Here is a 12,565-nt window from a genome sequence, read left to right as displayed (position 1 = left end):
CGAGCCGGCGCTCGGCCGCGCGGACGTCCGGGCGGCGCGCCAGCAGGCTCCAGCCGTCGCCGGTGGGCAGGGCACGGCGCAGTTGCGGTATGCCGGCGCAGGTCGCGGCAGGAGCGTCCAACTGGCGCGGCGAGCGCCCGCTGAGCAGCGCCAGTTCGTAGAGTGCCGCGCGCCGCCGCGCCTCGAGCATCGGCAGCGCGGCGCGGGTCCGCTCGCGCAAGGCCAGCAGCCGGCGTCGCTGCAGCTCGCTGGAAAGGCCGGCGGCGAGCTGGCGTTCGCTCAGCGCCAGGCTCGCGTCGAGCAGGCCGACCGATCGGCGTTGTACCTCTGCCCGTCGCGCCAGGGCGCAGGCGCGGACGTAGGCGAGGGTGGTCTGGCTGGCCACGCTGACCCTGAGCAGGTCGCGCGCCGCTTGCGCCGCTTCGGCATCCGCCTTCGCCGCGGCGATGCGGGCGCGGACTTCGCCCCACAGGTCCAACTGGTAGGACAGGTCGAGGCGGGCGGTGTGTTTCCACTGGCTGCGCAGCTCCTCGTCGGTGGCTTCGGCGAGGGTCTGGTCGTCGCCGTCGCGCCCATACTGGTAGCCATAGCCGACCTCGGTCCGTGGCCAGCGTTCGCCCTGTGCGCCGCGCAGATGGCCGAGGAGCGCGCGGGCATGGGCATCGGCTGCGGCCAGGTCGCGGTTGTGGCGCAGCGCGGCGGCCACCAGGTGGTTCAGCCCAGGGTCCTGGTAGAGCGTCCACCACTGGGCGGGCAGCGCGTCGCCGCGGGTTCCCGCCACCCTCGACAGGCCAGGGTCGAGGCTTTCCGCGCGTGGCGCGGGTTGGTTGCGGTTCGCGCAGCCCAGCGCGGTGGAGATCCCCAGCGCCAGCGCCACGCAACGCAGATGACTGGCAAGCGGCATTGCCCTGCTCCCGTGTCTGAAAGAGCGGGGAACGGTAAGGCAGGCGCGGGCGGCCTGCGCCGGCAAAAGCGCCAGTCATCGTCGCGAAATGGACAGTCGGCGGATTTTTCAGCGTTGTCGCATCAGGTACGGGCCGCAGCCCAGGGCCAGCAGCCCGGCCGGGATGGCCAGCAGGGAGATGCGGGCGATCTGCCGGGAGTAGCGGTTCACCCCGGCAAAGCTGTCGGCCTTGGTGGCGGTCTCCCGGCGAAACCCCGGTCGCGGCTTTCGGCGCGGCTGCGTTCGAGAAGGAACTCCACGGCGACCACGCCCAGCCAGAATGCGACGGCGAACAGGCGAAGGGACAACGGCAACGGGTGTATGGCGCGCTCTCGCTGGTCTTTCAGGCGTTCTCCGGATGCCGTCTCAGCCAGCGCAGGGCGTCGTCCCACAGCGCCTCTGCACCGGCGCGGAAGTAGCCCATGTGTCCGAGCGGTCCACCGTCGGGTCGCAGGTCGAGGGTTTCCAGCGGTGCGTTGCGGTAGGCCTCGACGAAGGCGTCCCGCGAGCGCGGCGGTGCCCAGGGATCGTCCAGGGCGGTGGCGAACAGACAGGGCGTGCGCACTGCGGCGTAGCGCTGGTGGAGGTGGCGCATCGCCGGGTCGTCGAAATAGTAGCGGGGATGGCGGCACCAGCGCTTCCAGTCGCGGTAGACCCCCAGCGGCAGGTCGTCGCCCATGCCCAGCAGGCTCCAGGCCATGTAGCCTTTCCAGGCCACCAGCGGCGGCAGCACCAGGGTCCACAGCAGGCGCACCTTGAGCGCTTCGCGGCGTGACATCCAGCCGCTCCAGCCGGCGCCGCTGCCGAAGCTGTAGCAGGCGGCGAGCCGCCCATGGTCGGGCAGCAGGCCGATGGCGTGGCCGCCGAAGGAGTGGCCGATCCAGTACAGCGGCCGCTCCTCCCGGCCGAGCAGCTCGACGGCGGCGGCGAGGTCCCGGTAGGCCCAGTCCAGGTAGGACATGGCGAAGCCCTTCAGGCTTGCCGGCGCGGATTCGCCGATGCCGCGATAGTCCAGGGTGAGTACGTCGAAGCCCTGGCGCGCGGCGTGTTCGGCGAAACGCCGGTAGAAGCGCTGGGCGACGCCCGTCGCGCCGGCCACCAGCAGGTTGCCATGGGCGTGGCCCGGCGCGTGGTAGCGGTAGGCGGACAGCGGATAGCCGTCGGTCGCGGGCAGGGCCAGGCGTTCCATCCGCACCGGCGCTGCGGAATGTTGAGTCAACGAAGTCATGTCGGTTTCCGCAGGAGAGATGGAGCGGAGCGACCGGGGGTCGACCCGCAGGGGAGCTAGCGGCCTTTGAACGCCGGCGCGCGCTTTTGCACCATCGCCAGCACGCCCTCGCGGACGTCCTCGCTGCCGATCAACGCGGCCAGCGACTCGTTGACCCGCGACAGCGCCGCATCGTCCCCCTCGTCGCGCCCCTGGAACGCCGATTGCAGCGCGGCGCGCACCGCCAGCGGCGCGGCCCGGGCGATCCGCTCGGCGTATTCGAGGGCCCGTGCCAGTTCCTCGCCGGGTTCCACCACCTCGGTGAGCAGGCGCATGCGCAGGGCTTCGTCGGCATCGAACTCATCGCCGGTGAGGATGTAGCGCATGGCGTCGGTCCAGCCCGCCGCACGCGGGAAGCGCACGGTGGATCCGCCCAGCGGCGGGATGCCGCGTAGCACCTCCAGATGGGCGAAGCGCGTGCCGCGCGCGGCCACCGCGATGTCGGCATTGAGCATTAGCTCTATCCCGGCGGTCCAGCAGGTGCCTTGCACCGCGACTACCAGCGGCTTGCTCCGACGCGGCTGGACCACGCCCCAGGGATCGACGCCGCCGTCCGGATAGCGGAAACCGCTGGCGGCGAGCTTCGGTGCCAGTTCCATCAGGTCGAGCCCGGCGGTGAAGTGCTCGCCATGGGCGAAGAGCACGGCACAGCGGGATTCCTCGCTGCGCTCGTATTCACCCATGGCCAGCGCCAGGTCCGCCAGCATTGCGCTGTCGAAGGCGTTGCGCTTGCCCGCGCGGTCCAGGCCGATGAGAAACAGATGACCGCGCTGCTCTCGGGTGACGCGGCCCGGGCCGCTGTTGGCTTCGCTCATGATGCCTCTCTCCTGTGCTTGGGTTGGTGGAGCGGAAACTTCTTCTAGTTACCTACCGAACATTCGGTTTGTAAAAACTAAACAAACATTCGGTAACCGTCAAATTGAGGCGCCAAGGCTTATGGCATAGAATCAACGCCTTTGATCGAGAGCAGGAACCTTCCGTGCGTCCGTTGAAAATCTCCCGCGACGAGCTTCTCCAGCGCTGCGCCGGCACCTTCCGTCGCTACGGCTACCACGGCACCACCATGGAAATGCTGTCCAGCGCCTGCGGCTTGACCAAGGCCTCGTTCTACCACCACTACCCGAACAAGGAAGCCTTGCTCCGCGACGTTCTCGAATGGACCCACCAGCGGCTCGCCGAGACGCTCTTCAGCATCGCCTACGACCCGCTGCTGACGCCCCGCGAGCGCCTGGAAAAACTCGGCCGCAAGGCCGCCCGGTTGTTCCAGGACGACAGCATCGGCTGCCTGATGGGCGTGGTCGCGGTCGACGCCAGCTATGGTCGCAGCGAGCTGATGGCGCCGATCCGCAGTTTCCTCGACGACTGGGCGCAAGCCTTCGCCCAGCTCTACCGCCCGGCCTTCGACGAGGCGCAGGCGCTGGAGCGCGGCCGGCAACTGGTGGCCGATTTCGAAGGCGCCATCCTGCTGGCGCGCATCTATGGCGAGCCGGGCTATATCGATGGCGTCACCCGGCGAGCGCTGGAGCAACTGGCGGGCTAGCCTGCGCCCGCCTTCAACCTGAACGAAGCGTTTCGCCAGGCGGTCGGAACAACAGGTCCCCGTTCCGGAAGCTGAGTCCATGCCGCTGCGCCGTGCCGTTTTCGCCATCCTTTTCGCGTCCCTGGGCAGTCCTTTGGTCGCCGCCGAAACACCCCTGCGCCTGGAGCGCCTGGAGCGCTGCGGCGATCTCCTGGCCAGCGAGCGGCAGGAGTGGTGCCTGCGCGTGCGCGGCCTGGGTGCCGGCCTGCCGCGCCTGTTGCTGGACGGCCGCGAACTGCCGGCCACCGCCCTGCGGCGCGAGGGCGACGGCCTGCGGCTCCGCCTGGACCGCCGTGGCCACGCCAGCGGTCCGCTTTGGCTGGAGCAGGGCGGGCGCAGCAGCAATCCGGTATGGCTGACCCTGAACGGCAGCCATGTGCTCGCCGCCGGTCCCGACGAGGTGGCGAAGAACATGGATGGCCTGACCACCTACGTCGACCTGGTCAGCCTGTTGATCGAGGAGAACCACGACGGTCGCCGGGAGGCCGAACGCCTGGCCGATAAATATGGCGCGCGGGTGGTCGGCGCGATCCCGCCGTTGAACCTCTACCAGTTGCGCCTGCCGGCGCGCGACCTCGTCCAGCGCGACGCGCTGGTCCTCCGCATCGGCAGCGAGACCAGCGTGGACGCCGTGGTGGTGGAGGAGTCCGCGCCGGAGAAGGGCGAGGAAACCGAGGCGGCGCGCCGGCCCGTGGACAAGCCGGACAGCGACTCCGACGAGTGGGCGGCCAATCGTTTCATGGACGCGGTGAACTATTACCAGCGTCGGGTCCGCGCCCGCCAGGCCCCGCTGGAGACCCGCCCGGTGCGCATCGGGGTGATCGAGCGCGACGTCGACTTCGACGCCCCCGACTTCGCCGACTACCTCGGCCCCTGCAAGGCGCCCGCGCCGCGTACCTGCCTCTACGCGCGCGATGCCGAACGTCCCGACAACCACGGTTCGACGGTCGCCGGCATCCTCGCCGCGCGCTGGGACCAGGGCGGCAACAGTGGCTTCCTGCGTGGGCTGGACCGCGCCAGCCAGGGTTTCGAAGTGATCGTCGAGCGCAATTCCGACGCTGGCATCACGGCCAACGTCGCCGCTTCGGTGAACCTGGTGGAGGATGGCGTGCGGGTGCTCAACTGGAGCTGGGGCATCCACCGCGTCGGCGCTCGCGACGTCGACGGCGACGAGGTGGATTCGCTGGTGCGCTCGGGGATCGCCATGAGCGGCTACGAGGAGTTGCTCGAGGAGTTCTTCCTCTGGCTGCGCAAGGAGCATCCGGACGTGCTGGTGGTCAACTCCGCCGGTAACGGCTCGTCCTACTCCGGTACCGACGAATACCGCCTGCCGTCCTCCTTCGTCACCGAGCAGTTGCTGGTGGTGGGCGGCCACCAGCGCAGCGAGCGCCAAGGCCTGGCGGTGGACGACCCGGCCTACGCGGTCAAGCGCAGCACCTCGAACGTCGACATGCGGGTGGATGTCACCGCCGCCGCCTGTACCCATGCCTCGACCCTGGAGCGGGACGCGTGGGGCGAGGTGCACTGCGGCACCTCCTATGCCACGCCGATGGTCGCCGGCACGGTCGCCGCCATGCTTTCCCTCAACCCGCGGCTGCGACCCGAGGAGATCCGCATGCTGCTCCGGCGCAGCGCCATGACCATCGGCGGCGACTACGATTTCGAGCCGGCCGATGCCGAGGACCTCACCGCACCGATCCTGCCCTCGGAGCGCGGCTACCGCCTGGACCACCGTGACGTCGGCCGCTCGGCGCGGCTGGACATGCAGAAAGCCCTGGACCTGGCGGTGAAGAGCCGCGAGCGCGTGCGCTGAGGCGTTCCGCCGGCCCTGGGCCTCACGGCGAGGCTTCCAGCAGCCGGGCGAGGCGTTCGGCGAGTTCGTTGTGGCGGAACGGCTTGGTCAACACCTCGAAGCCGTTGAGTTGCTCGGGCGTGAGATTGGCGTAGCCGGTGATGACCAGCACCGGCAATTGCGGGAAGCGCTGGCGCAGTTCCTCGGCAAGCTGCACGCCGGTCTTGTCGGCCATGAGATGGTCGGTGACCAGCAGGTCGGGCGCCAGGCCGCGCTCGACCTCGCCCAGGGCTTCCTCCGCCGACGCCGCCTCGCTGACCTGGTAGCCGAGATCGCCGAGCAGCAGCGCGGTGGTGTAGCGCACCATCCTGTCGTCGTCGACCAGCAGCACGTGGGTCGGCCGCAACGCTTCCGGTGCGTCCGGGCAGCTTTCTGCGGTGGATTGCGTCTGCTCCGCGGTGATCGGCAGCCAGATGCTCACCCGGGTCCCCTTGCCGATCTCCGAATGGATGCCCAGGCCGCCGCCGGACTGGGCGACCAGGCCCTGGACCATCGACAGGCCGAGGCCGGTGCCCTTGCCCACGCCCTTGGTGGAAAAGAACGGCTCCATGCAGCGGGCCAGCACCTCGGCGGGCATGCCTCCGCCGTTGTCGGCGACTTCCAGGCACACGTAGCGGCCGGCGCCGAGACCGTCCACCGCGCCGTCGATCACCAGGTCGGTCCGCGCGCCTATTTCCAGGCGGCCGCCTTCGCCCATGGCGTCGCGGGCATTCACCGCGAGGTTGAGGATGGCCAGTTCGAACTGGTGCGGATCCACCACCACCGCAGGCAGGCGTTCCGGGATCTCGATACGGACCTCGATGGTCGGGCCGAGCGAGCGCTCGATCAGGTCGCGCATGCCCTCGACCAGTTCGCGCAGGGCTACCGCCTGCGGCTTGAGGGTTTGCCGGCGAGCGAAGGTGAGCAGGCGGCCGACGAGGTTCCGCGCCCGCTCCGCGGACTGTAGCGCGCCGTCGATGAGGTCGGTGGAGCGGGCGTCGTCGAGCCGCCGGCGGATCAGTTCCAGCGAGGCCATGATCGGCGTCAGCAGGTTGTTGAAGTCATGGGCGATGCCGCCGGTCAACTGGCCGACCATCTCCATCTTGCGTGCCTCGTGAAGCTGCGCCAGGGCGCTTTCGCGCTGGGCGAGCATGGTCGCGACACGTTCTTCCAGGCTTTCGTTGAGTTCGCGCAGCTCGTTCTCGGCGCGTACCCGCGCGCTGATGTCCATGCACACGCAGAGCAGGCCGCTGGCGGCATGCTGCTCGTCCACCAGCGGCGTGACCTGGTTCTGCACCCACACCGTATCGCCGTCGGGGCGAACGTAGCGGCCGCTCATCTCGAACGCCGCGCCGGTCGCTCCGCCTGGCGCCGCAGGGAGGGCGAAGTCGGCGGGGTCGAGGATGTCCTGCATGCGCAGGCCGAGCAGGGTCTCGCGCGAACGGCCGGCGATCTCGCAGTAGCGATCGTTGACCCGGGTGAAGCGCCAGTTCCGGTCGCATACCGCGATGCCCGCGCTGGCCTGGTCGAACATCGCCGCCAGTTGCGCGGAACTGGTGCGCAGCGCCAGCTCCGCGCGGGCATGGGTGAGCGAGGTCCAGGCCAGCTTGGCGGCTTCCTCCGCCAGGCGGCGCGAATCTTCGCCGAGCGCCTGCGGATGGGCGAAGTGGATCGCCAGCAGCGCCTCCAGCCGGCCGTGGCGCAGCACCGGGACGTGCAGCGTGGCGCCCAGCCCCAGGCGCGCGCGGCTCGCCGCCTCGTCGAGACTCATGCCGCGCTCCCCGGCGAGGTCTTCCCGCGCCACGCTGCGTCCGGCATGCAGTTCGCCGGACAGGGTGGCGCCGAACGCCAGGTAGCGATGCCGACCGACCGCCGAGCGGCCGTCGTGGAGATAGTCGCGATGGACCTGGAAGGTCATGCCGTCGCCGTTGTCCTCGCCGAAGAATATCCGCGACGCGCCCAGCTCCTCGCCGAGCCGGCGCAGGGCGGTGGCTTCGATTTCCAGGGGATCGGCCAGGGACGGCAGGGTCTGGCCCAGTTCCAGGAGGAACGCCTGGCGGCGTTCGAAACGCACCCGCTCGGTGGTCTCGGTGACGATGCACAGCACGCCGCCGACGGAACCGTCGGTTTCCCGCACCGCCGAATAGGACACGTCGAAATAGACCGTCTCGCCGCGTCCATGGCGTTCGATGTAGAAGGGCCGATCCTTTGCCGCGAAGGTTTCACCGGTCTCGTACACCCCGCGCAGCAGCGGTTCGAGGTCATCCCACAGCTCCCGCCAGTTCTCTATCGCCGGCCGGCCGAGGGCGCGCGGATGCTTGTCGCCGATGCTCGGCGCGTAGGCATCGTTGTACAGGGCGACGAATTCCGCGCCCCAGAACAGCACGATCTGCGCCTTGGCCGGCAGCAGCGTGGCCATCGTCGTCTTCAGGCTCGCCGACCAGGCGTCCGGCGGGCCGAGGGGCGAACTGGCCGCGTCGAGGCTGAGCAACAGTTTCCCGACCGCTCCTCCGTTGGCCAGGAAGGCCGGTGGATGGTCGAGGGTGTTCGGGTCCGGTTCGATGGTGAAAGGCTGTGCCATGTCTGCGGAGTCTTGCTCGGTTCCGGTTGAGGTGGTGGGTCGTATGGAATATAGGAGGGCGGTGGGTGCGCTTGCGTTCAATCCGGCTGGGCGGGATGGCGCACCGGGGCGCTCCAGACGCTCGGCGCGTTGCCAGGCGGAGTCTGGCGATGATTTCGTACGCGGTGCCCGAGACCGCGATGGAGACTTGGCGTAGGGGCGAACGACGCCACCGGCGTCATTCGCCATGGCCGGGTCAACCGGAACGTCGAGCGGCTACCAGGCGCTGCTGCAGGCGCGTCAGGAAGGCCACTTCGAAGGCGGTCTTCTGCATCGGTGTGGGCAGGCTGTCGCGGCCGAAGGCGAAGGCGGTCCAGAGCTGGCCTTCGATCTGGTCGGCAAGCCAGTTCTCGGCCTGGCGGACGCCCTTGTCGATGGCGGGCTGGGCGGGAACCGGCCAGAGCAGGGAGAGACCGGGTTGCCGGTCGGCGGGGGGAATCTCGACCATCAGGTCCTTGTAGCGTTCGATGATTGCGTCGACGTGGGTCTTTTCCTTTTCATCCTTCGTCATGCTGGGTACTCCGTTTCTGAGAGTCACATGACCTGCCGCCTTCGCTGTCAATCGATGGAGGCAGGATCGCGCAGGGTTGACAGACCGGGAAACGGAACCGGCAGACCACGAGGGTCTCCCCACGCGATCCGCCATGAAGGCCCGCAGTTGGAAAACTGCGGTCGAGCCGATGCCTGCAAAAGCATTCGCTGCTTTCGCATGCACCGCTCGGCGCATCGCGCCGTCTCTTCGGGCTGTCAAACCCGGTCACGGATTTGGCCGTGACGGGCGCAGGATAGGGGCAGGCAAGGCGGGGAGCAAGGGCGGGAACGGGTGACGGCAGAGGCTATCGGCAGGCAAGGCGTTGGCTGAAGCGATTCATGGAAATAACCCGGCGTTGGGAGCGCGCCGTTAATCATCGTTTACCAGGAGAAAACAATCCGCCTGGACTGTTCGATTCAATATTTTGTGATGCGCTTCACGCAATAAGAGTATTCCTTATGAGCCACGCAAAAGTGTCATTCGCTTCTTCGAAGAGGGCGCTGCCGAAGTTGCACGCTAGTTGGGCACGCCGCGAGGGCGGCTCGGCACTTTGGTGCATAAGGATATAACCCTTTCTTCATTTCTGATTTTCGTCAGAGTTCGTGCCGGGGCGACCGTCCGTCATTCGATATTAATTAAAAGCGTCAATAATCCGTTTAGGAATCAGGGGCTTGGAAATCCACCTGGCAGAACTGACAGGTCGGTATGCCCAACCAAAGTATTGAACTGATTTAAGTGGTGGTACAAATTTGCCTTTCCCATGTTAGTCCTACTTAACAGGCGAAGCGGTGGAGAGCGCTCTGTTGCGGGCTGCTCGGGATTAAATGGGTTTCGCCCTCGGGGGGCTCCTGTCTTCCAATAAAAACAAGTTGTCGCCAGGCCTGATGAACTTTCAGGTACCCGCGTTCCGTTTTCTCGCGGAACTCACTGACTGCGCTTAACCGCGTGACCGGTTCGGTCGGTAAACAGCGACCTGCGCCGGAAACGCGATAACCGAGACAACTCAATCGAGGAACAGAAGATGGGATTATTCAATGCAGCCGCGAACCTGTTCGGCCAGGTCTACGAGCGCGCGACGCAGGTGGCCGCCACCGCCGTCACGGCGGTGGCGGACGTGGCCAGGACATTGGTGGGCTCCACCGTCGACGCTGTGGAGCAGCAGGTGCACGAAGCGCTGACATCGGTGCATGACGCCGTTGCCAGCGTGGAGCAGGCGCTGGAGGGTACGGTCGGCGCGGTGGCCGGCACGCTCGGCGAGATCGCCGGCGACGCCCTCGACACCGTAGGCTCCGCGGTCGGCACGCTGGGCGGGCTGGCCGGCAACTCGCTGGCGATCGCCGACGACTTGTTGCACGGGCGCGTCGAGCCGGAGGATTACCTGAAGCTGGTCGGTGACCTGGGGCAGGGCGTCGGTGCCACCGTCGGCCATGCCTGGGAATTCGGCAGCGACAGCCTGAAGGCCGCCAACGATCTCTACCACGCCGCCTACCAGGGTGGCTCGCTAAGCCTCGGCAATAGCGACGGCCTGCTCGGGGTCAATGTGATCGGCTCGCTGCTCGGCGGCAATCACGACCAGGGCGTGATTCCCGATAGCCGCGGCATCCTCGGCCCGCTGCCGATCAACGTCTCCTTCACCGAGCAAGGCCTGACCTTCGGCGGCGAGACGCCGCTGACTCCGCTGGTCACCGCAGCCCTGGCGCTGAATCCGATCACCGCGCCGCTGGTGCCGGTGCTGGCGCCGCTCAACCTCGGCGGCCTGGGAGTGGTCGGCTCGGTCGACAAGGAAGGCTTCAGCGCCAAGTTCTACGGTATCGCCGGACCCAGCTACAACCTCGGCGTGGCCAATCTCGGCGGCACCCTGGAGCTGGGTAGCTACAACGAGGTCAAGCTGCTGAGCTGGAACGAGGTGACCCTCAAGGACCTGCCCATCGTCGGCGGCATCCTCGGCTACGTGCCGGTGGTCAAGGACATCGGTGTCTCGCTGCCGACGCTGGACCTGCACTTCGACAGCAAGCTGTATGCGCAAACGATTGCCGGTGTCGATGTCGCCGGGGTCGGGCCGAAGGGCCAGATCGAGCTGGTGCATGACCTCGACAATGACCTGTCGATCGTCGCCGGTATCGCCGGGGATACCGCGCACAGCGCCCTGGACGGTGCCGGCAAGGTGCTCGCGGCGCTGCTCGGCCACGGCGGCGAAGCGGCGCCGCCGACAATCCAGCTGATCGGCGCCGACCCGGCGCCGGAGCATCAGGCCCTGGCCGCCTGACGGCGAGGGAACGCCCGGCACAGGGAGGTGCCATCCGGGCTCATTCGGGATTCCAGCGGCAGTCGTGGCAGAAGTGAGCGCGCTCGATGGCAAGGCTCGGTTCCAGCGTTACCAACGAAATCAAACAGGCCCTGGCGGCCAGCCGCGGCGCGTTGCGCAGCGTGGCGGCGTTCTCTGGGGTGATCAACCTGCTGATGCTGGTGCCCTCGCTGTACATGCTGCAGGTGTACGACCGCGTGCTGTCCTCGGCCAACGAAGTCACCCTGTTGATGCTGACCCTGATGGCGCTCGGCGTGTTCGTCTTCATGGGCGCGCTGGAGGCGCTGCGCAGCTTCGTCCTGGTGCGGGTCAGCGAACGCTTCGACGGCCAGTTGCACGGGCGGATCTACGCCGCCGCCTTCGAACGCAACCTGCGCGCCGGCGGCCAGGAGGCCAGCCAGGCGCTGCACGACCTGACCACCCTGCGCCAGTTCCTCACCGGCCAGGCGCTGTTCGCCTTCTTCGACGCACCCTGGTTCCCGGTCTACCTGCTGGTGATCTTCCTCTTCGACCCCTGGCTCGGCCTGCTCTCGCTGGTCGGCGCGCTGGCCCTGATGGCCCTCGCCTGGTTCAACGAACGCGCCACCCGTGCGCCGCTGGCCAAGGCCGGCGAGTTGTCGATCAAGTCCGGCCAACTGGCCAGCAACAACCTGCGCAACGCCGAGGTGATCGAGGCGATGGGCATGCTCGGTAGCATGCGCGGGCGCTGGGAACGGCTGCACCAGGCGTTCCTCGACCAGCAGAGCCTGGCCAGCGAGCGCGCGGCGCGGATCAACGCGCTGAGCAAGTACCTGCGCATCGCCCTGCAATCCCTGGTGCTCGGCCTCGGCGCCTGGCTGGCGGTGGAGGGACGCATCACCCCGGGGATGATGATCGCCGGCTCGATCCTGATGGGCCGTGCGCTGGGGCCCATCGACCAACTGATCGGCGTGTGGAAGCAGTGGGGCGCGGCGCGCGATGCCTATCGCCGGCTGAGCGGCCTGCTCGACGAATTCCCCGCCCGCGAGCGGCGCATGGAATTGCCCGAGCCGCGTGGCCACCTGCTGCTGGAATCGCTGGACGCGGCGCCGCCCGGCAGCGAGGCGCGCACCCTGCGTGGCCTGACCCTGGCGATCCCGGCCGGCTCGGTGGTCGGCGTGATCGGTCCGTCCGGCTCCGGCAAGTCGAGCCTGGCGCGGGTAGTGCTGGGCATCTGGCCGACCCTGCACGGCAGCGTGCGCCTGGACGGCGCCGAGATCCGCCAGTACGAGCGCGAGACCCTCGGCCCGCGCATCGGCTACCTGCCGCAGGACATCGAACTGTTCGCCGGCACGGTGGCGGAAAACATTGCCCGCTTCGGCGAGGTGCAGGCCGACAAGGTGGTGGAGGCGGCGCGCCTGGCCGGGGTCCATGAACTGGTCCTGCGCCTGCCGCAGGGCTACGACACCGTGCTCGGCGTCGGCGGCGCCGGGCTTTCCGGCGGCCAGCGCCAGCGCATCGCCCTGGCCC

The 12,565-nt window shown here is 68.3% G+C and carries 9 protein-coding genes; 4 read left to right on the top strand and 5 right to left on the bottom strand.

Translation table 11 applies throughout. From position 1 onward, the window contains the following. The 3 genes from HMPREF2581_RS24190 to HMPREF2581_RS24180 all read right to left on the bottom strand — a co-directional run. Positions 1-904, bottom strand: a 904-nt coding sequence (locus HMPREF2581_RS24190; RefSeq protein WP_166801038.1) for a TolC family protein, incomplete at its 3' end; no start/stop codon positions are given. A gap of 382 nt (positions 905-1,286) precedes the next feature. Then, positions 1,287-2,171 carry an alpha/beta hydrolase family protein gene (locus HMPREF2581_RS24185; protein ID WP_003086717.1) on the bottom strand — a complete coding sequence of 295 codons (885 nt, stop codon included), beginning with the start codon at positions 2,169-2,171 and terminating at the stop codon, positions 1,287-1,289. Between the two features lie 56 nt (positions 2,172-2,227). Beyond that, positions 2,228-3,025: a crotonase/enoyl-CoA hydratase family protein gene (locus HMPREF2581_RS24180; RefSeq protein WP_003086719.1), complete on the bottom strand. Its 798-nt coding sequence runs from the start codon at positions 3,023-3,025 to the stop codon at positions 2,228-2,230. A gap of 164 nt (positions 3,026-3,189) precedes the next feature. Between HMPREF2581_RS24180 and HMPREF2581_RS24175 the strand changes: the two genes are divergently transcribed. Both HMPREF2581_RS24175 and HMPREF2581_RS24170 read left to right on the top strand, forming a co-directional pair. Further along, positions 3,190-3,750 (top strand): TetR/AcrR family transcriptional regulator, encoded by a 561-nt coding sequence (locus HMPREF2581_RS24175; RefSeq protein ID WP_003086720.1) that lies wholly within the window; start codon positions 3,190-3,192, stop codon positions 3,748-3,750. A 79-nt stretch (positions 3,751-3,829) separates the two neighbouring features. Next, positions 3,830-5,602, top strand: a complete 1,773-nt coding sequence (locus HMPREF2581_RS24170; RefSeq protein WP_003111686.1) for a S8 family peptidase — start codon at positions 3,830-3,832, stop codon at positions 5,600-5,602. Between the two features lie 22 nt (positions 5,603-5,624). Here HMPREF2581_RS24170 and HMPREF2581_RS24165 read toward each other — a convergent pair whose 3' ends face one another. Together HMPREF2581_RS24165 and HMPREF2581_RS24160 are read right to left on the bottom strand one after the other, a co-directional pair. After that, on the bottom strand, positions 5,625-8,201 hold the full coding sequence (locus HMPREF2581_RS24165) for a PAS domain-containing protein (protein ID WP_003111687.1): 2,577 nt from the start codon (positions 8,199-8,201) through the stop codon (positions 5,625-5,627). A gap of 235 nt (positions 8,202-8,436) precedes the next feature. Then, positions 8,437-8,751 (bottom strand): LasR-specific antiactivator QslA, encoded by a 315-nt coding sequence (locus HMPREF2581_RS24160; RefSeq protein WP_003086723.1) that lies wholly within the window; start codon positions 8,749-8,751, stop codon positions 8,437-8,439. 1,042 nt (positions 8,752-9,793) lie between these two features. On the opposite strand from HMPREF2581_RS24160, the gene aprX reads away from it, so the two are divergent. Next, entirely contained in the window at positions 9,794-11,038 is a 1,245-nt protein-coding gene (gene aprX / locus HMPREF2581_RS24155) for a type I secretion system-dependent protein AprX (RefSeq protein WP_003082538.1), read from the top strand. Between the two features lie 86 nt (positions 11,039-11,124). After that, positions 11,125-12,565, top strand: a 1,441-nt coding sequence (gene aprD / locus HMPREF2581_RS24150) for an alkaline protease secretion ATP-binding protein AprD (RefSeq protein ID WP_070867387.1), incomplete at its 3' end; no start/stop codon positions are given.

Origin of the sequence: Pseudomonas sp. HMSC057H01 (assembly GCF_001836405.1) — a bacterium.
GTDB lineage: Bacteria > Pseudomonadota > Gammaproteobacteria > Pseudomonadales > Pseudomonadaceae > Pseudomonas > Pseudomonas aeruginosa.
Note: the sequence above shows the minus strand (reverse complement) of the source record. Positions and strands in the feature narration are given on the sequence as shown.

Bases quoted from the DNA above. Each gene is read 5' to 3' on its own strand.
- HMPREF2581_RS24185 (WP_003086717.1), bottom strand. From the start codon at position 2,171: ATGACTTCGTTGACTCAACATTCCGCAGCGCCGGTGCGGATGGAACGC.
- HMPREF2581_RS24180 (WP_003086719.1), bottom strand. From the start codon at position 3,025: ATGAGCGAAGCCAACAGCGGCCCGGGCCGCGTCACCCGAGAGCAGCGC.
- HMPREF2581_RS24170 (WP_003111686.1), top strand. From the start codon at position 3,830: ATGCCGCTGCGCCGTGCCGTTTTCGCCATCCTTTTCGCGTCCCTGGGC.
- HMPREF2581_RS24165 (WP_003111687.1), bottom strand. From the start codon at position 8,201: ATGGCACAGCCTTTCACCATCGAACCGGACCCGAACACCCTCGACCAT.
- HMPREF2581_RS24160 (WP_003086723.1), bottom strand. From the start codon at position 8,751: ATGACGAAGGATGAAAAGGAAAAGACCCACGTCGACGCAATCATCGAA.
- aprX (WP_003082538.1), top strand. From the start codon at position 9,794: ATGGGATTATTCAATGCAGCCGCGAACCTGTTCGGCCAGGTCTACGAG.